At 70.6% G+C, this 16820-nt stretch carries 21 protein-coding genes and 1 tRNA gene; 19 read left to right on the top strand and 3 right to left on the bottom strand.

Annotation, left to right across the window (positions count from 1 at the left end; translation table 11 throughout):
• Nucleotide 1: 1 nt before the first annotated feature.
• Nucleotides 2-1129, bottom strand: coding sequence for an NsdA family TPR-like regulatory protein (locus ABD811_RS05220; protein WP_344941564.1), 1128 nt, complete (start codon nucleotides 1127-1129; stop codon nucleotides 2-4).
• Between the two features lie 264 nt (nucleotides 1130-1393).
• On the opposite strand from ABD811_RS05220, the gene ABD811_RS05215 reads away from it, so the two are divergent.
• From ABD811_RS05215 to ABD811_RS05150, 14 genes are all read left to right on the top strand, one after another.
• Nucleotides 1394-1540: a hypothetical protein gene (locus tag ABD811_RS05215; RefSeq protein WP_344941561.1), complete on the top strand. Its 147-nt coding sequence runs from the start codon at nucleotides 1394-1396 to the stop codon at nucleotides 1538-1540.
• The gene (locus tag ABD811_RS05210) at nucleotides 1540-1893 is read left to right on the top strand and encodes a WhiB family transcriptional regulator (RefSeq protein ID WP_344941559.1); all 354 of its coding nucleotides are present in this window, start codon (nucleotides 1540-1542) and stop codon (nucleotides 1891-1893) included. Before ABD811_RS05215 ends, ABD811_RS05210 begins: the two co-directional genes overlap by 1 nt.
• Nucleotides 1893-2342: a transcriptional regulator gene (locus ABD811_RS05205; protein WP_344941556.1), complete on the top strand. Its 450-nt coding sequence runs from the start codon at nucleotides 1893-1895 to the stop codon at nucleotides 2340-2342. The genes ABD811_RS05210 and ABD811_RS05205 overlap by 1 nt, the downstream gene beginning before the upstream one ends.
• The gene (locus ABD811_RS05200) at nucleotides 2342-2998 is read left to right on the top strand and encodes an NUDIX domain-containing protein (RefSeq protein ID WP_344941553.1); all 657 of its coding nucleotides are present in this window, start codon (nucleotides 2342-2344) and stop codon (nucleotides 2996-2998) included. Before ABD811_RS05205 ends, ABD811_RS05200 begins: the two co-directional genes overlap by 1 nt.
• A 444-nt stretch (nucleotides 2999-3442) precedes the next feature.
• The gene (locus ABD811_RS05195; protein WP_344941550.1) at nucleotides 3443-3577 is read left to right on the top strand and encodes a hypothetical protein; all 135 of its coding nucleotides are present in this window, start codon (nucleotides 3443-3445) and stop codon (nucleotides 3575-3577) included.
• 46 nt (nucleotides 3578-3623) lie between these two features.
• The gene (locus ABD811_RS05190; protein WP_344941548.1) at nucleotides 3624-4247 is read left to right on the top strand and encodes a hypothetical protein; all 624 of its coding nucleotides are present in this window, start codon (nucleotides 3624-3626) and stop codon (nucleotides 4245-4247) included.
• Nucleotides 4244-4447: a hypothetical protein gene (locus ABD811_RS05185; protein WP_344941546.1), complete on the top strand. Its 204-nt coding sequence runs from the start codon at nucleotides 4244-4246 to the stop codon at nucleotides 4445-4447. The genes ABD811_RS05190 and ABD811_RS05185 overlap by 4 nt, the downstream gene beginning before the upstream one ends.
• On the top strand, nucleotides 4444-5436 hold the full coding sequence (locus tag ABD811_RS05180) for a hypothetical protein (RefSeq protein ID WP_344941543.1): 993 nt from the start codon (nucleotides 4444-4446) through the stop codon (nucleotides 5434-5436). The genes ABD811_RS05185 and ABD811_RS05180 overlap by 4 nt, the downstream gene beginning before the upstream one ends.
• The gene (locus tag ABD811_RS05175; protein WP_344941540.1) at nucleotides 5433-5687 is read left to right on the top strand and encodes a hypothetical protein; all 255 of its coding nucleotides are present in this window, start codon (nucleotides 5433-5435) and stop codon (nucleotides 5685-5687) included. The genes ABD811_RS05180 and ABD811_RS05175 overlap by 4 nt, the downstream gene beginning before the upstream one ends.
• A gap of 18 nt (nucleotides 5688-5705) precedes the next feature.
• Nucleotides 5706-7841 carry a cell division protein FtsK gene (locus ABD811_RS05170; protein WP_344941537.1) on the top strand — a complete coding sequence of 712 codons (2136 nt, stop codon included), beginning with the start codon at nucleotides 5706-5708 and terminating at the stop codon, nucleotides 7839-7841.
• A 254-nt stretch (nucleotides 7842-8095) separates the two neighbouring features.
• Nucleotides 8096-9016, top strand: a complete 921-nt coding sequence (locus ABD811_RS05165) for a bifunctional DNA primase/polymerase (RefSeq protein ID WP_344941534.1) — start codon at nucleotides 8096-8098, stop codon at nucleotides 9014-9016.
• The gene (locus ABD811_RS05160; protein ID WP_344941531.1) at nucleotides 9013-10611 is read left to right on the top strand and encodes a hypothetical protein; all 1599 of its coding nucleotides are present in this window, start codon (nucleotides 9013-9015) and stop codon (nucleotides 10609-10611) included. Before ABD811_RS05165 ends, ABD811_RS05160 begins: the two co-directional genes overlap by 4 nt.
• Nucleotides 10612-10950: 339 nt before the next feature.
• A complete protein-coding gene (locus tag ABD811_RS05155; protein ID WP_344941528.1) occupies nucleotides 10951-11181 on the top strand; it encodes a helix-turn-helix domain-containing protein in 231 nt (76 codons plus the stop codon).
• Nucleotides 11181-12542 carry a tyrosine-type recombinase/integrase gene (locus tag ABD811_RS05150; protein WP_344941526.1) on the top strand — a complete coding sequence of 454 codons (1362 nt, stop codon included), beginning with the start codon at nucleotides 11181-11183 and terminating at the stop codon, nucleotides 12540-12542. The genes ABD811_RS05155 and ABD811_RS05150 overlap by 1 nt, the downstream gene beginning before the upstream one ends.
• Nucleotides 12543-12619: 77 nt before the next feature.
• On the opposite strand, the gene ABD811_RS05145 is transcribed toward ABD811_RS05150, so the two are convergent.
• Nucleotides 12620-12712: transfer RNA gene (locus tag ABD811_RS05145), tRNA-Ser, on the bottom strand.
• A gap of 133 nt (nucleotides 12713-12845) precedes the next feature.
• Nucleotides 12846-13271, bottom strand: coding sequence for a hypothetical protein (locus tag ABD811_RS05140; RefSeq protein ID WP_344941523.1), 426 nt, complete (start codon nucleotides 13269-13271; stop codon nucleotides 12846-12848).
• Between the two features lie 353 nt (nucleotides 13272-13624).
• Here ABD811_RS05140 and ABD811_RS05135 point away from each other — a divergent pair, with 353 nt between their 5' ends.
• From ABD811_RS05135 to ABD811_RS05115, 5 genes are all read left to right on the top strand, one after another.
• Nucleotides 13625-13948, top strand: a complete 324-nt coding sequence (locus tag ABD811_RS05135) for a hypothetical protein (RefSeq protein WP_344941520.1) — start codon at nucleotides 13625-13627, stop codon at nucleotides 13946-13948.
• Nucleotides 13949-14022: 74 nt separating this feature from the next.
• On the top strand, nucleotides 14023-14895 hold the full coding sequence (locus ABD811_RS05130) for a helix-turn-helix domain-containing protein (protein WP_344941517.1): 873 nt from the start codon (nucleotides 14023-14025) through the stop codon (nucleotides 14893-14895).
• A gap of 50 nt (nucleotides 14896-14945) precedes the next feature.
• Nucleotides 14946-15704 (top strand): DUF6879 family protein, encoded by a 759-nt coding sequence (locus ABD811_RS05125; RefSeq protein ID WP_344941515.1) that lies wholly within the window; start codon nucleotides 14946-14948, stop codon nucleotides 15702-15704.
• A gap of 157 nt (nucleotides 15705-15861) precedes the next feature.
• Nucleotides 15862-16155: a hypothetical protein gene (locus ABD811_RS05120; protein ID WP_344941512.1), complete on the top strand. Its 294-nt coding sequence runs from the start codon at nucleotides 15862-15864 to the stop codon at nucleotides 16153-16155.
• Nucleotides 16152-16619 carry a hypothetical protein gene (locus ABD811_RS05115; RefSeq protein ID WP_344941509.1) on the top strand — a complete coding sequence of 156 codons (468 nt, stop codon included), beginning with the start codon at nucleotides 16152-16154 and terminating at the stop codon, nucleotides 16617-16619. The genes ABD811_RS05120 and ABD811_RS05115 overlap by 4 nt, the downstream gene beginning before the upstream one ends.
• Nucleotides 16620-16820 lie beyond the last annotated feature (201 nt).

The following is a 16820-nucleotide window of genomic DNA, read 5'->3' as shown; positions in this document are numbered from 1 at the left end:
CTCACTTCACAGCCTCGCCGAGCCGGGCGATCCGCCGCCGATAGCGTACAGATCCCGTCCTATTGGCCAAAAGCTTCGCTTCCCGAACCTGCCGTGCCGCGTCTGCGAATTCGCCACGCACCAAGTGCGCTTCGGCGAGGTCGCAATGCAGCCCGGCGCGCGCCCGGACGAAGGTCGGGTCCATCGCCTCCAGTACGGAGTACTGGGTGGAAATCGCCTCTTCCTCTCCTAGCAATACCAGCGTGTGCCCTGTCCACCGGTCGAAGTGCTCAGTGTTCAGGAAGATGCTGGCGATATCAGCATCCCGAGCATCTGCCGTATCTGGCATGGCTTGAGCAGCCTTCTCCAGGGCGCGGCGTGCGCCCGTCGCATCGCGGGCTGTGGCGCGCAATTCGGCCTCGGCGGACAAGAGCCAAGCGCGAAGCTTCGGCGAGAGCCGGGAACCGCCGACGCGCAGAGCCTCACACACGAGTTCCACGGCAAGTTCCGGGCGGCCGGCGTCCGCCAGAACAAATGCCTGCTCCCCCATCGCATGGGAAAGGTAGAGGACATCGTCCGCTTCCTTGGCCGCCTGCTTGCCCATCTCGTAGTGCCGCCACGCCCGATCGGCCGCCCCCACATCGAGCGCCTGCCACGCTGCGAGCGTTGCGGCTCCCGCCAGTTCTCTCGCGAGTGGCCGTCGCGCGTCCGGAAGAACGGCGAAGGTAAGTGCCTCTTGCAGCCTGGCCAGGTGGGCGTTCATCTGATCAACGATGCTGAATGCCCCGACCATCCGGTCTTGAGTGCGCAATAGTTCGGTCTGGCTTGTGAACGTGTCCACCATGGACCGGCTCACGGCGTGCGCCGTGTCGATGTGTCGAAGCAGCTCGTCATAGCCGTCCGCTTCTGGCGGCGCGGCCTCCTGAAGTAGTTCCTCGCTGGTCCAGCCGAGGAGAGCCCGGAGGATGGTCGTGTACGGCTCAGTGATCGCACGTCGGCCGTTTTCCCACTCCGAGATGTAGACCTTCAGGCTTGCCGAGCTGGCGACCGTGATTTGCGGATGACTCACCGCATACCGCTCGATCTCAGCACGTAGACGACTCTGCGACCACCCGCGCGCAGTGCGCGCCCGCTTCAGACCAAGAGGCATGGGCTCCAACTCCCGGTTACCGATCCTCCTCTGCGTTGAGGATGCCGCAGGTCAGCCCGAGGACAACAGGGGTTAACCGGCCCCGGTTAACCCCAGCCAACTGTTTTCGCAGGTCACAGCGAGGTTTTCTAGGGCTACGGCGACCGTCGGCCAAGTGGTCGCCAACTTCCCCAACACCTTGACAGTGGTGCGCACCAATCCTAGATTGGTGCGCACCTCACCCCGAGTGGTTCGCCCTAGGTGACTGCTCAGAGAGGAGCCGAAGTGCTTCCGCAGAAGGTCAGCAAGCTCCCGCAGTGGATCGCCGGTGTGGCGGTCGTCATCTTCGCGATCAACAACCCGGAGAAGGCCGCCGCGCTGGTCAACCAGGTGATCCACGCGATCACGACGTTCTCCGGCGCGCTGGGCTGATGACCGCCCGCTACTCGCAGACGTCCGATTTCAACGAGGTGCCCGTGTCCCGTTCCCTGTCCCCGTTCCCCGCGCTGGCCGGTGTGGACCTGCGCGGTGTGCCGATCTCCGGTGCTCAGTGCCGGTTCGACCCCGACTTGCACACCGGCCCGGACGGTGAGGAGTCGCCGGCCGAGCGCGCGGCCCGTGAGGCGGTGGCCGCCGAGGTGTGCCAGTCCTGCCCGCTGCGCGGCGCGTGCTTCGAGTTGGCGATGCGGGTCCGTCCCGAGGACGGGGTGTGGGCCGGTTTCACCGCCGCCGAACTCGCCACGCTGGCCGACCTGTCCGAACTCGACCTGAACGAGGTGGCCTGATGTTCGGTGCCGACGCGAGCGTGTTCGCCGCGGTGTTCGTGGCGCTGTACGCCGCGCACGAGGTGGGGGACCACTGGGCACAGCGCAGCGCCGAAGCGCTGGGCAAGGGTTCGGCCGGTTGGCGGGGGCGGTGGCTGTGCGCTCGGCACGTGGCCGCACTGGCCGGTGTCAAGGCCGCCGCGGTGACGCTGGCCGCCGCGGTGCTGGCGCTGCCGGTCAGCCCGTGGGCGGTGGCCGCCGCACTGGCGGTGGACGCCGTGTCGCACTACTGGGCCGACCGGCGCACCACGCTGCTGCGCCTGGCGGAACGGGTGGGCAAGGGCGAGTTCGCCCGGCTGGGCGACGGCGCCGTCGCGCCCGCCGGTACCGGCGCCTACGCCCTTGACCAGTCCTGGCACATCGGATGGCTGTTCATCACCGCCTTGATCGCCTGCATGGGAGCGAACTGATGGCCTCTCGGATCTACACCCACCCCGACGTCCTCCGCGCGGCCGAGGCCGGCGAGCCGTGGGCAGACCCCATCACCGACCCCGCCGAGATCGATTGGACGGAGCGGCAGGCCCGCGCCGCCATCCCGTTCCGCGTCGTCAACGGCCGCCCGATCAACCCCTGCGAGCGGACCGGCATCAGGTGGGGCCGGAACGAACTCGGCCACTGGGGCGAGGGCTTGGCCGCTGACGCGCTGGTCCGCGCGACCGACGCGGCCGGATACCGCTGGGCCGTCATGGTCGAGCGCGACGACGGGCACGGCTGGGCGGTGCCCGGCGGCATGGTCGACCCCGGCGAGACGCCCGTACAGGCCGCCGTGCGGGAGCTGGCCGAAGAGACCGGCCTGGTCCTGCCCGGCGCCGACTGGACGGCGGGGCCGCCCCGCTACGTCCCCGACCCGCGGGCTTCGGATGAGGCGTGGATGGTGACGGTCCTGGCGGTCGCCGACCTCGGCCAGCTCGACCCGCTGCCCACCGTGGTCGGTGCCGACGACGCGGCCCACGCCGCATGGGTGCGCGCCGACGACTACGCCACGCTCGCCGGCGACCTCGCCGACCGATTTGGCGGCGCCGTGTTCGCCGCGCACGCCGCCATGCTCCGCGAAGCCCTGGGCTGACCGCTGGCCCGTCCGGGCGGCCGGTCCCCTCCGGCCCGGCCGCCTCACGGACCGGCGAGACAGCCTCACCGGTGCAACCCCGGGACGCCCATACCGCCAAGCACCGACGTCCCGGGGCCCTCCAACAGGAAGGAATCCCCACCATGGCCGACAACGCCGCCAAGGGCAAGTCGCCCACCTGGCCCAACGGTGAACCCAAGAGCGTCCGCGACGCCTACGACGCCCAGCAGTCCGGCAAGTCCGGCAGGAAGTAGGAGGCCCCTGTGAGTTCGTGGCACGAGTGCCCCAAGTGCGGCAAGGCCTACGACGAAGCCTCCGACGCCGCCCGCTGCTGCGGGTAGCGGCAGACACCAGCCTGCGGGGGCGGCCCACTTCCGCCAAGAACCGTGCCGCCCCCGCAGACGCCCCGCACGACCTCGAAAGCCGATGAACGGAGCACCCAACATGCTCAAGCACTCCCGCCGAGCCCGCAAGCACGCGCTGTGCCTGCTGGCGGGGCTCGGCCCCAAGGACTGTTCGATCTGCGGCGCGGTCTACAGCGGTGACCACTGCCCCAACTGCGGATGGTTCGTGCGCTGACGTTGCGTCCGGGCGGCCCGGCCCCGGCTTGAGGTTGGGCCGCCTCATGGAACGCCAGACCCGCGACCATCTGGAGGAAAGTCCGATGCTGTTCGTCTTCAACGACACCGACGACCGCGAGCGGGCGTCGGACGGCGTGAGCCGCTACGGCGCCTACTTGCGGCAGAACGCCGACCGATTCACCGACTGGGACGGCGAGGCGGTCACCACCGATCCGGCCGAGTTCGCCCGCGCCGCGTGGGAGGTCGCCACCTCCCCGATCATGGCACCCCCATACCTGGAGTGGGCGGCCGAGCGGGTGCAGTCGGTCACCTTCACCGGTAGCGAGTACGACGGTTCGCTGATCACCCGGGTGCAGGTGGCCACCCCCCGCCCGAACGCGCTGCGGAACGTGCGCGGGTTCGCCGACTGGCACCGTGACACCGGCTGGCCGACGCTGCGCGGCTACCACATCCCCGGGGACGCCGACCTGGCGGACCGTCCCGCGATGCTGCCCAGCGTCCTGCTGGTGTTCGCCATCGGCGCCGGTGACCTGTACCTCCCGCAGGACGCGCCCGCCGCGCTGACCGTCGCCGACGCCCAGGCAGCCGTGAAGCGGCTGGCCGCGCTGCTGGACGCGCGGCTGGCGCCGGTGCTGTCCGCGCTCGACCCGGCGGGGGGTGCGTCATGACCACGGCGGAGATGCTGCGGGGCGCCGGTGCGCTGGCGGTGCTGGCCGTGCTGGGCCTGGTCCTGGCAGTGCTGCTGCTGCGTCTGCTGGCGCTGCCGCTGGCCGGTACGGCGCTGCTGCTCGACTGGCTGGCCGAGGTGGCGGCGCGTCTGCTGCACGCGGTGGCCGGCGGCCCGGCCGGGACGGGGGTGCCGCGATGAACACGCGGATTCCCGGCCCCGACGCGCCGGACCCCGACGACATCGAACGGGGCATTGCGGCCCTGGAGCGGCACCTGGCCGAGGTCGGCGACGTCACCACCGCCCAGCCCCTTGCCGACACCGACCCGCCCGCGTCGGACGGGCCGTCCGGGGAGACTCGGCGGGTCCGGCGGCTGCGGGCCGAGGTCGCCGAGGCGCACCGCCTGGCCGAGTTGCAGGACGACGACACGCCCCTGACGCTCGACACGCCCAAGGTGCGTAAGCGGCGCCGCGCCGCCCACGAGGCCGCCCGACTGCACGCCCTGGCGCAGGACCCCGCCATGCGGGCGTGGCAGGCCGCGCGGATGCGGCGGGTCCTGGTGGCCGCGGCGATGCTGGCGCTCGCGCTGGCGCTGGCCTGGAGTACGGCCGGTGTCCAGCGGTTCGCCGCCGGCGACGCGCCCGCGTGGTCGCCGGGGTGGTTGTTCGCCTGGTGTGTCGAGCCGTTCATGTCGCTGGCGCTGCTGGTGGTCGTGGGCGCCAAGTCCTACATGGGCGTTCGTGGCCAGCCGATCGCGAGCAAGCAGCTTGACCGGATCGAATGGCTGTTCCTGGGGTTGACGGTCGGGATGAACGCCTGGCCGTACCTGCCCGGGGTGGCCGCCGAGTTCTCGGTGTCGCGGCTGGTGTTGCACATCCTCGGCCCGGTCGTGGCGGTCGCGATCGTCACCGCGCTCCCGATCATCCTCGGTGCTTTCTCCCGCCTGGACCACGGGCCTACCGGTGGCCTTACTGCCCCTACGTACAGCGCAAACGCGCCCGCCGACCGGGCGTCCGGTAACCCGCCCGTACGGGTGGACGTGGCCGAGCTGACCGAGCGGGCCCGCGGCCTGATCGCGGCCGGGGAGCTGCCCGCCGAGCCGTCGGCGAACGCGCTGCGCCAGGCGCTGCGGTGCGGGATGGACACCGCCCGCGCCGTCCGTGACGCGCTGCGCGAGGAGGCCGCGTGATGGTCGTCCGGCACCGGCCCAGCATCGAGCAGGGCGCCGACGACTACGGCGCCACGTACCGGATGTGCTGCACGTGCGGGCAGCAGGGCGAGGCGCACGCTTCCCGCCGTCTGGCCCAGTACGACCTGGACTCGCACGTGTCGGCGCTGCCGCGCGTGCCCGTCTACCAGCAGTGCCGCGACCGGCGCGCGCACGACCGGCGGCCCTGGGAGCCGTGTGCGACGTGCGCCGGCCAGATGTCCCTGTTCTGACCAGCAAAGGAGAGCAGCATGACGCTTCCTGAGGACCACACAGCCGACGTGGTGCCGCTGGACAAGCACCGGCGGGCCGCGGCCGGTGATGACACCCCGGGCGGGGAGGTGGTGCCCGCCCCGGACACCGCCGCCCCGGACACCGTCCAGGCCAGGCCCGCAGACCACGCGCAGGACGACGTGATTGAGGGCCGCATCGTCCGCTACAAGCAGCCGGTCAAGCCGCGCCCGGTCCTGCCGGTGTGGCTGACTGACTCGCGTGAGCGTGACCAGGCGATTCGCTGGGCAATCCGCTACTACGGGCATGAGGCGGCTTGGCAGGCCGTCCGCGTTCCCCGCTACGCCGTCCGCGTGGCGCTGTGGGCTCCCCGTGGGGCGTTCCGGTCGGTCCGCTGGTGGGCGGGTTGGGTGTTCGACACCGAGGCCCGGGAGTTGCGCGCCAAGGCGGTCCAGGGCGGGGACGCCTCGGCGTACCTGGCGCTGGCCAAGCAGCGTAACGACCGGGTGAGGACCCGCTTGCAGGTGTCCGGCGGCATCGCGGGCGCCGCGGTGGTGGCGGCCGGGACGGCGTGCGTGCTGTGGCCGGCCGCCCCCTACGTCCTGGCCCTGGCCGCTCTGCTCACCCTGGCCTACGTCGGACGGCCCATCGACCGGGCCATCATCGACCGCGCCCGCATCACCGAGGGCGCCGCGCCCAAGCTCACCCCGTCCATGGTGGTCAAGGCGCTGGGCGCGCTGGGCAATGCCGAGATCAACAAGGCGCTGTCGTCCGGAGGGGACGGCATCACCTTTGCGGCCGACCCGACCCGCGACGGCCCCGGCTGGCGCGCCGATGTGGACCTGCCGCTGGGTGTGACGGTCGGCGACATCGTGGCCAAGCGGGAACGGCTGGCGTCCGGGCTGCGCCGCAACCTGGGGTGCGTGTGGCCGCTGCCCGACCCCGACGCGCACGAGGGCCGCCTGGTGCTGTGGGTGGGGGACCAGCCGCTGCGCAAGCTGCGGATGCCGCGCTGGCCGCTGGCCGAGCAGGGCGCCGCCGACGTGTTCAAGCCGGTCCCGTTCGGCGTCAACCACCTGGGCCGCCCGGTCGAGGTCACGCTGATGTTCTCCAACGCGCTGATCGGGGCCATGCCGCGCATCGGCAAGACGTTCTCGCTGCGGGTGCTGCTGCTGGGGGTGTCGCTGGACCCCTCGGTGGAGATGCGGGTGTTCGAACTCAAGGGCACCGGGGACCTGGCGCCGCTGGCCAAGGTCGCCCACCACTACGCATCCGGCCTGTCGGATGAGGCGATCCGGGCATGCCGGGACTCGCTGGTGGAACTGGCCGCCGACCTGGAGCCCCGCGCTGACAAGCTTCGCAAGCTGCCCCCGTCGATCTGCCCCGAGAACAAGATCACACGGCAGATAGCCGACCGGCGCGACCTAGGTCTGCACCCGGTCGTCATCGCGATCGACGAATGCCAGAACCTTTTCCAGCACCCCGAGTACGGAGAGGACGCCGCCAAGGCCGCCGAGACGCTGATCCGGGTCGGTCCGGCCATGGGCGTGATGCTGATGCTGGCCACCCAGCGGCCGGACAAGACCGCGATCCCCACGGCGGTGTCCAGCCTGGCCGGGACCCGGTTCTGCCTGCGGGTGATGGGCCAGACCGAAAACGACATGATCTTGGGCACCTCGATGTACAAGAACGGGGTCCGTGCGACCACGTTCACCCGGTCCGACCTGGGCATCGGCTACCTGGTGGGGGAGGCCGACGATCCGCAGATCGTGCGGACCTACTACATCGACAACCCCGGCGCCGACGTCATCACCGACCGGGCGCGCCAGCTACGGGAGGCCGCCGGCACCCTGACCGGCGTCGCGGCCGGGGAGGTCGAGGCGATCCAGACCACCGAGACCCTGGTGGACCACGCCCTGGCCGCCTTCCGGCCCGGTGAGGACGCGCTGTGGAGTGAACACCTGGTGCGCCGCCTGGCCGAGGCACACCCCGACCTGTACGGGGACTGGTCCCCGGTCGACCTCGGCAACGCCCTCAAGGCCGCCGGGGTCGAGCGCCGCCAACTGGAGCGTGTCGACCCGGCCACCGGCAAGCGCGTCAACCGCCGCGGTGTCGACCGCACGGCGCTTGAAGAGGCCGCCCGCAAGCGCCCGTAGGGACCGCTGGGCGCCTCGCTGGACCAGCGCCCCACCCCGCTAGCCCTAGCAACCCCTCATAGGCCCGCTGACCTGCACACCAGCGGCCTAGCGACACCCCGCCAGCACCCGCAAAACCGGGCCTGTGCAAGGGCCGCCACCCCCCGGCTACAGCCCTGACATCAGGCCACCTGAGGAGGCACCCGATGCCCGGCACCACCCTCAAAGCCCGCTCTGGCTCGCCGCCCGCCCGACACCCCCAGGGAGGAAATGACGTGACCCCACCGACCGCCGACACCCTCGTCCGGTACGCGCTGGCCGCCGCCGCCCGCGGCTGGCACGTGTTCCCCCTTGCCATGGGAGACAAGGTGCCGGTCAAGGGCGTGCGTTGGAAGCAGGCCGCGACCACCGACCCCGACCGGATCCGGCGGATGTGGGCCCACCGCCCCTACAACATCGGCATCGCATGCGGCCCGTCCCGACTGCTGGTGGTGGACTTGGACGTGCCCAAGCCGGGCGAGGTCCCGCCGGGCCGGTGGGCGCTCCCGGGCATCAACGACGGGTCGGACGTGTTCGCCGAAGTCTGCGCCGAGGCCGGGCAGCCGGTGCCGTGGGAGACGTTCCAGGTCCGCACCCGCCGCGGTGGGTTCCACCTGTACTTCACCGCCCCCGACCCCACCCCCGAGGGGGTGCGGCTGGGCAACACCTCCGACGATCACGGCAACGGGCTGGGGTGGAAGGTCGACACCCGCGGGGCCGGCGGGTACGTGGTCGGCCCCGGCAGTTTCGTGGATCTGCCCGACGGCACCGGGGCCTACGTGCCAATCCACACCCCCGACCCGGCGCCACTGCCCGGCTGGCTGGCCGAACGGCTGCGCCCGGCACCACGGCCGCCGCAACGGCCGGTGGTGGTGCACCTGGCCACCGGCCGCCGCGCCGCCTACCTGGACGCCGCGATCAAAGCCAGCCTGGAGGCGGTCGCCGCCGCCCCCCAAGGGCGGCGCAACGCCACCCTGTACGGCGCCGCCGTCGCCCTCGGCCAGCTCGTGGCCGGCGGCGCGCTGGACCCGGCCAGCACCGAGCAACTGTTGGTCAACGCCGCCGTGCAGACCGGGCAGACCGAGGCAGCAGCCCGCCGCACCATCCATTCGGGGTTCCGGGCCGGTGCCGAGCGTCCCCGGAGGGTGCCCGCATGACCACCCCGCCACCTGCGACCAACCCGCCCACGAGCAACCCCCGGCGTCTCAAGGTCGGATCCGGGCCCGAGACCATCCGCGTCCTCAAGGCCGCCCTCGGCACCGGCGCGCTACCCGACACCTACGTCTCCGGTGGGGCCCTGGTGCACATGGAGACCGTTTCCGGCAGTCAGACCAGCCCGGCCGCCGACGAAGACTCGCCGCTGCCCGTCACCGCCAGCACCATCACCCCCGCCACCCTGGCCGGACTGCTGGCCGAACACGCCTACGTGCACCGGGTGCGCTCGCGCAAGACCAGCGACGGCGGAGTCGAAACGTTCGAGGAGGAGGTCACCCCGCCGCGGGAGATCCTCGCCTCGGTGCTGGCCGGTAAGACCTGGCCGGACGTGCCGCCGCTGCGCGGCGTGATCGGCGCGCCCGTGCTGCGCCGGGACGGCACCCTGCTGCAACGCCCCGGCTACGACCCCGCCACCGGCCTCTACCTGGCCTCAAAAGTCGCGCTGCCGCCCGTCCCCGACGAACCCACCCCTGAGCAGGTCCACACCGCCCGTGACTTCCTGCTCAACCGGTTCTTGCGCGACTTCCCTTGGTCCAGCCCCGCCGACCGGGCCAACTACATCGCGCTGCTGGTGACGCCGATCCTGCGGCACTTCACCCGCTCACTGACCCCGTTCGCGCTGATCGATGCGACCATGCCCGCCTCCGGCAAGAGCATCCTGACCGGCGGCCCCGGCATGCTCTACGGCCAGCGCGTCATCCCCTGGGCCTACACCGAGGAAGAACTCCGCAAGAGCATCACCGCCGTCCTGGCCGAACAGGTCGGCGTCGTGGTGTGGGACAACCTCGCCGAAGGAACCGTCATCGACTCGGCCACCCTCGCCCTGCTCGTCACCGCCGGCGTGTGGTCCGACCGACAGCTCGGCGCGTCCCGCAACATCGCCACCGTCAACGACCGGCTGTGGATGGCCACCGGCAACAACCTCCAGGTCGGCGGAGACATGGCCTCCCGCACCGTCCGCGTCCACCTGGACCCCAACATGCCCCGGCCCGAACAGCGCGACCAAAGCCGCTTCGGCATCCCGCACCTGGACCAGTGGATCACCGTCCCCGCCAACCAGATGACGGTGCTGTGGCACCTGCTGGTGCTGGTCCTGGACTGGACCCGCCGCGGCGCGCCCCGCGCCGACACCATGGCCATGCGGCAGTTCACCCCCTGGGCCCAAGCCCTCGGCGGGTTCCTGGCCCACCACGGCATCGACGGGTTCCTGGCCAACGCCGCCGAGGTCCGCGACATCGACGAAGACGAAACCCGCTGGCGCGCGTTCCTGGCCTGCTGGCACCGCCTCCACGGCTCCCAGCCCATGACCGCCGCCGAACTACGCCGCTCCGGCGAACCCGAACGCATCGGCCCCGACGAACACGACCCGTGGGACGGCCAGTTCATCACCACCCACACCGGCCGCCCGCCCAACGTGCTCGCCCTCGGCCGCCTGTTGACCGGCCAGGTAGGGCGGTGGCGCGGCGACTACGTGATCCGCTGCGCCAAGAACGACCGCGGCGACCGCAACGTCTTCTGGGTCGAACACCATGCCTGAGCCGACGCCGACCGGAAGACCGCTGAAACATCTCCGCATCTCCGCAACGCCGCACACACCCCGCCCACCAGCACAAACACGTGCGGAGATAGCGGAGACCGGAAGTCGGCCATCTCCGCAACTCCGCAACCCGTGCGGAGATGAACCCCCGATTGCGGAGATGACCAGAGCCCCACCGTCTCTAACTCCGCACGCATCATCGCAGGTCACCGCCATGTTTGCGGAGATGCGGAGATGCGGAGATGTTTCAGCCCCTCCCACCAGAGACCGGCGGACAAGCCGCCATCTCTCCCGGACGTTCACCCCGTACCGCCGACACGGCACGAAAGCGAGCACGTCGTGAAGCCCGTGACACTGCCGGATCACCTCGGAGACGTCCCGCCGACCATGCGCCTCTACACGGTCCCCGAAGCCATGGCGTTGCTCCGCTTCTCACGCGGCACCATCTACGCGCTCATGGAGCGGGGCCGTCTCCGGTACGTCACCGAAGGGCGTTCCCGCCGCATCCCGGGAACCGCCATCGCCGAGTACATCGCCCGTTTGGAACAGGAAGCCGAGGCCGCCGCCTGATGACGAAGCGGACCCGTAAGCCGAATGGTCGATCTTCGATCTTCTACAGCGAAGCCGATGGGCGTTGGCACGGCTGGGTCACCATGGGCGTGAAACCAGATGGGTCCCCCGACCGTCGCCACCGCACGGGGAGAAGCGAAACGGAGGTCACGGAGAAGGTTCGGAAGCTCGAACAGCAGCGCGACGCGGGCAACGTCACCAAGCCGGGGAAGATGCCGACTGTCGCGGAATGGATGACGACGTATCTGGATTCCGTCTGCGAGCTGCTGGTGACGTCGGGAAAGATGGCGCCGCGCACGCTGGACGACTACCGAAGCAAGAACCGTCTGTGGATCACTCCGCTGCTAGGCAAGCACCGCCTTGACCGGTTGCTGCCCGAGCACCTTGAAGCCGCATACGGCGCGATGTACGCGGCCGGTCTCAAGTCGAGCACGGTGCTCAAGGTTCACCGGATTCTTTCCCGCGCTCTGACCATCGCCGTTCGTCGGGAACGGCTGGGGCGGAACGTCGCGAAGATGATGGACGCGCCGGTTGCGGAGGACTACGAAGCCAAGCCGTTCAGCCTGGACGAAGCCCGCCGGATTCTGGAAGCCGCGGAGAACCGACGGAACTCGGCCCGGTGGTCCGTGGCGCTGGCGCTGGGCCTCCGGCAAGGCGAAGTGATCGGCCTGCGCTGGTCTGATATCGACCTGGAAACCGGTGAGATCAGACCATGGTTTCAGTTGCAGAAAGCCGCATGGCGTCACGGCTGCGCCGATCCGCACCAATGTGGGGAGAAGTGGCACCGTCCGAAGTGCCCGAAGCGGTGCAAGGTCCATCGGCATGAGCCCGGATGTCGGCCGGGGTGTACGAAGTCCGGGCATGTGTGCCCCAAGCGTCCGTGTCCCGAGAACTGCACGGGGCACGCTCACCGCTGCCCGAAGCGCGCCGGAGGCGAACCGGTGTTCCGGCCGCGTAAGGGGCGCAGGAAGGTGCCGCTGATGTGCCCGCCCGAACTCCTCCCGAAGCTTCGCGAGCATGCCGAACAGCAGAAGGCCGAACGGGAGCGCGCTGAGGAGTGGGAAGACTGGGGGCTGGTCTTCTGCCAACGGAACGGGCGACCGCTCGACCGAACGGAGGACTGGAAGGCGTGGAAGGCGCTGCTGCGGCGTGCGGGTGTCCATGACGGCCGTCTCCATGACGCCCGGCACACGGCCGGCGCGCTGCTGGCCGCCCAGGGCATCCACATCCGGGTGATCCAAGACATCCTCGGCCACGCTCGCGTCACCACGACGGAGCGCTACACGGTGGTAGCCGAGCCCCAGGTTCGCGACGCTGCGGCACGGCTTGGCGGGGCGCTGTGGGGCACGTCCGGGGGCTGAACCGCAACCAGAACCGCAACCACTCGACATGAAACGACCTGCGGGGATGCGTAGTGCGACGCATCCCCGCAGGTCAGTGGCGGAGGATCGGGGATTTGAACCCCGGATGGGCGGTAAGCCCAAACCGCATTAGCAGTGCGGCGCCATAGACCGGACTAGGCGAATCCTCCAAGCTGGAGCACAGGTTACCGGCTGGCGCACCAACCGGCAAAGAGCCCTGAGCCCCTCCACAGCATAGCCGGATCCGGCCATGGGACGGCGCCCGTCTCCCGCGGCCTCGCCGGGAGACGGGCGCGCCTGTGGTCAGCCGAACCGGAAGCCGGTGTTGGCGAACCCGCACGCCTTACCGAGGTCCTGCGCGTTCTGCATCATCGAGCTGGTGTTCGGCCGGGCGCCCGCCGACAGGTTGCCCGAGCTGAGGTTGCGCAGCATGGTCGCGGTGCTGTCCAGGTCCCCGGCGAAGCGGGTCGCCGCCGACTCCACGTCGCCGCCCGCCTTCTGCCCCTCGGCCCGGATCTTGGCCGCGGCGTCGCTCCACTTCTGGGCACTGCTCGCGGCCGCCGAACCCGAGGTGGCCGGCGCCCCGCCGGACGTCAGGGACTTCAGCTCGCTCTCGATGTTGTCGCAGGCGGCCTTCTTTTCCCCGCCCACCAGGCCGCACGCGGTGGTGGAGAGCAGCGCGCCACCGACGACCAGGACGCCGGCGAACTTGGCGGCTGACATGCGCATGGGAGGTACTCCTTCAGAGGGGGTTGACCCACGGGCCCCGTAGACCTCGCGAGCCTCATGTGTCTCGACTCCCCCTTTGGCGCGCCGCCCTCCCGAACGGTTCCACGACCCCGCCCACACACGACTTCGGTAACCGATTCGCGGACTGGTCCCCTCAACCGGTACAGTTGTCTCCGGCCAGGCAGCCGTAGCTCAATGGATAGAGCATCTGACTACGGATTATCGCAGATCCACCTATGTGCGGCCCTGGAAATACGCAGATCGCCACTCACCTACGTACGGCGAATCAGATGCTTTAAAAACCGGCCGATTGCGGCGCGTCGGGACCTGGTCTCCCCACCGAGGAGACCCCCATGGCCGTCCTTCCTGACCCGGCATGGCTGGCCCAACGCGAACGCCTGGAGCGCGCCGGCCGACGCCTCCGAATGCGGCACCTCGCCTGGCGCGCCCGCCGCCGCACCCAGCAGGACACCCGCACGGCCTACCTCGTCTACTACGAGGACAACGAACAACCCTGGACCGAGCCAGAGCACAGCGCCGCCGACATCTGGCGCGACTGCCTACACCGCGCCGTCCTGCTCATCATCGGACACTGCACGGTGGCCGCGATGATCTGCCTGTGGGACGCGTGGCCGGCACTCGCGACCCTGCCGTACGTCCTGGGCATCGCCGAGTAGGCGGCCGCCGGATCCCGGCAACCTCCGGCAAATACAGAGCCCTGATCGACTGTCTCCGGGTAGAAGCTGGGACTATGCCACCTCCTGTCTCGTCATCGGCGCAGGCAGCCCGACAGCGTCTCGCCGATCAACTTCGCGAGATCCGCCAGGACGCCGGGCTGACCGGCCGCGAGCTGGCACACCGGGCCGGATGGACGGCCGGAGTATCGAAGGTGTCCCGGATCGAGCACGGGCATCGGCCGATCTCTGCCGAGGACCTACGCACCTGGTGCGAGGTATGCGGGGTGCCGCCGCAACGCACGGCCGAGCTACTCGCCGAGCTGCGCACAGTCGCGAGCATGTGGCAGACCCACCGGCAGCTCAACCGCGCCGGCCTAAAAGCCCGCCAGGAGCGCCTGCGTGACGAGTACTGGCAAGTCAAGGTCATGCGGGTCTACCAGAACCGCGTCGTCCCCGGCCTGATGCAGACGCCAGCGATGACGGGTTTCTACCTGTCCAGGGCGCGCATGGAGCAGCATCTCGATCTGGACGACGTTGCCGAGGCCGTGCAGGCACGTATGGAACGGCAGGAGTGCCTAAACAGGGCCGACGCGCGATGGCTGTTCCTGCTGGAGGAAGACGTCCTGTGGTACAGGCCCGGCCCGGTGGAAGTGCACCGGGAGCAGCTGCGGCACCTGTTGTCGGCGATGCACCGGCCGACAGTGTCCCTCGGCATCATCCCGCGCGACATCGACCGGGCCGGGGTGATCCCCGCCGAGTCGTTCACCATGACCGATGCCGACCTGGTGGCGGTCGAGCTGACCGGCGGATACGTCCAGTTCACCCAGCCCGCCGAGATTCGGTTGTACGCCGAGGCTTGGGACCGGATGTGGTCCCTGGCAGTCCACGGCGACGCAGCGCGGGCGCTTATCAATGGGGCCCTGGAGGCTCTTGACCGGCCGCTGTAGGGGTCGCGATGGTCGATCCTGGACCTCAGCCCGATCACAAGGAGGTGGCCGTGCACGACATCAACGCCCTCGACTTCGTCGGCCAGGATCCCGACTCGGACAAGGAGTACTGCCCCGCCGTGTTCGTGGACCCCAACACCGGCGACCTGCTGTTCCAGGGCCGCGTCATCACGGATCCGGCGGTTCTCGCACTGGTCGGCGAGCACGGCGCGATCGCCGACGACGAGGCCGTGGTCTGGCTGCCCGCCTCGATGAGGCAGATGATCCTCGACGCGGTCGGCCAGGACTACGACGAGCGGCACGGCCACGGCCAACCGACGTTCGCCGACCTGCTCGCCCGCGCGACGCGGTCGGCGGTGCACCTGGAGATGCGTGACCACTACGGCCCGTCCCCGGGGTTCGAGGACTGGAAGGCCGGCGGTTCGGGGCGTGTCGACGACGGCGGCCGGTGGGAACGGCTGATCGGCGACGCGGTGGCGCGCGGCGTGCGCGTGCGCCGGGCCCGGGTCGTCTCCGAGCCGGTGTCGGACTACATCCGGTGGGAGCACATGGTCACCGACGAGAACATCCGGGCCGGTGAGGAAGTCCGCTGGCTGCCGCGCCGGAAGGCATCCGGCATCATGCTGCCGCACTCGGACCTGTGGATGTACGACCAGCGCCTGGTCGTGTTCAACTTCAACGCCGGGAACGGTGACCACGTACCGGAGTTCGAGTACACCTCCGACCCGCGACGTGTCGCCCAGGTTGTCGCCGCCTTCGAGCAGGTCTGGGAGCGGGCAATCCCGCATGAGGAGTACAAGCTGGACTGACTGTTGCCGCGCATAGCGGCAAACAGTGGCAAACGTCTGGCCTCGTGTGTGACGGCGGGTGGATCGTCTGTGACGGATGGCACAAACGCCATTCGACCCCGGGCCGCTGGTGGGCAGCGGGACCCCGGGGCCTCGCCGGACAACGGAGGTCCGACTCATGGATCAGTATGGCCGATTGCGCGCGCTCGCCGAGCAACTGACCCTCGCCGGCGTGGAGACCGAGGCCTGGACGGCCGTGGTGACGCCGGGCGCGGTGGAGACGATCACCTGCCGGGAGCGCGAGGACGACGGCGGCAAGCTGTGGTTCTTCACGTCGGACGGCACGCCGATCGCCGAGGCCGACGACGAGCACCTGGACGACGCGGCCGTGCTGCTGCTGGGGTTCCTCGCCCGGCTCGCCGAGGGGGCCGCGCAGGCCGAGGAGGCTGAGGACGCGGCGGTGTCGTCGTGACCGCGGCGACGGTGCACGCGGTGCCGGTGAAGTGGGACACGGCCGCCATTGAGGCGCAGCTGCACGCGCGGTACCCGCGAGTGCTGCTGTGGTGGAGCAACCTCAACGCGTCGTGGATGGCGATGGTGCTGCGGCCGACCAGCCACCCGGTCGGTGACGAGCTGCTCGAAGCGGCCACCCCCGCCGAGCTGGAGCAGCGACTGGCCGCCGCCGGCGTGCGGCCCATCCACCCGCCGCAGTCACCGCCCGTGCCGGGGACCGGTGGGATGGTGGCCGGCATCTGGTCGCCGCCCACGCCCCCGCCGCAGCCGCAGCGCGTCGCGCCGCTCCCCCCGCGTCGCGAGCGTCCCGAACGGCCCGAGCGTCCCGGGCCCCCGAAGCGCCCGGAGCGGCCGCGGCGCCGCGGGTGGCTGGCGCGGCTGCTCGACCGCTTCACCTACACCGGCGAGGACTGGGACTGGTGAGCCGGGGGCGGCCGCGCGGTGTGGACCTCTCTCCCGTCGTCCCCGCGCCGCCGCCCCCACCCAACGCCGCACCCCGGGGCGGGGAAAACACAATCCCGGGGGTGCGGCACCCAGGCGGCGGCGCGGCCAGCCGATATGTCACACGGCCGCACCGCCGCCCGGACCGGTCCCGGGGAGCTTGGCGGCAGACCCCCGGGGCCG

Origin of the sequence: Actinomadura miaoliensis, from assembly GCF_039536785.1 — a bacterium.
GTDB classification, from domain to species: Bacteria; Actinomycetota; Actinomycetes; order Streptosporangiales; family Streptosporangiaceae; genus Spirillospora; species Spirillospora miaoliensis.
This window is presented reverse-complemented; position numbering and strand designations above follow the sequence as displayed.

Coding starts and splice junctions, on each gene's coding strand:
- ABD811_RS05200 (WP_344941553.1), top strand. CDS start 2,342: ATGGCCTCTCGGATCTACACCCACCCCGACGTCCTCCGCGCGGCCGAG.
- ABD811_RS05190 (WP_344941548.1), top strand. CDS start 3,624: ATGGAACGCCAGACCCGCGACCATCTGGAGGAAAGTCCGATGCTGTTC.
- ABD811_RS05170 (WP_344941537.1), top strand. CDS start 5,706: ATGACGCTTCCTGAGGACCACACAGCCGACGTGGTGCCGCTGGACAAG.
- ABD811_RS05220 (WP_344941564.1), bottom strand. CDS start 1,129: ATGCCTCTTGGTCTGAAGCGGGCGCGCACTGCGCGCGGGTGGTCGCAG.
- ABD811_RS05150 (WP_344941526.1), top strand. CDS start 11,181: ATGACGAAGCGGACCCGTAAGCCGAATGGTCGATCTTCGATCTTCTAC.
- ABD811_RS05130 (WP_344941517.1), top strand. CDS start 14,023: ATGCCACCTCCTGTCTCGTCATCGGCGCAGGCAGCCCGACAGCGTCTC.
- ABD811_RS05195 (WP_344941550.1), top strand. CDS start 3,443: ATGCTCAAGCACTCCCGCCGAGCCCGCAAGCACGCGCTGTGCCTGCTG.
- ABD811_RS05160 (WP_344941531.1), top strand. CDS start 9,013: ATGACCACCCCGCCACCTGCGACCAACCCGCCCACGAGCAACCCCCGG.
- ABD811_RS05140 (WP_344941523.1), bottom strand. CDS start 13,271: ATGCGCATGTCAGCCGCCAAGTTCGCCGGCGTCCTGGTCGTCGGTGGC.
- ABD811_RS05210 (WP_344941559.1), top strand. CDS start 1,540: ATGACCGCCCGCTACTCGCAGACGTCCGATTTCAACGAGGTGCCCGTG.
- ABD811_RS05120 (WP_344941512.1), top strand. CDS start 15,862: ATGGATCAGTATGGCCGATTGCGCGCGCTCGCCGAGCAACTGACCCTC.
- ABD811_RS05185 (WP_344941546.1), top strand. CDS start 4,244: ATGACCACGGCGGAGATGCTGCGGGGCGCCGGTGCGCTGGCGGTGCTG.
- ABD811_RS05205 (WP_344941556.1), top strand. CDS start 1,893: ATGTTCGGTGCCGACGCGAGCGTGTTCGCCGCGGTGTTCGTGGCGCTG.
- ABD811_RS05180 (WP_344941543.1), top strand. CDS start 4,444: ATGAACACGCGGATTCCCGGCCCCGACGCGCCGGACCCCGACGACATC.
- ABD811_RS05135 (WP_344941520.1), top strand. CDS start 13,625: ATGGCCGTCCTTCCTGACCCGGCATGGCTGGCCCAACGCGAACGCCTG.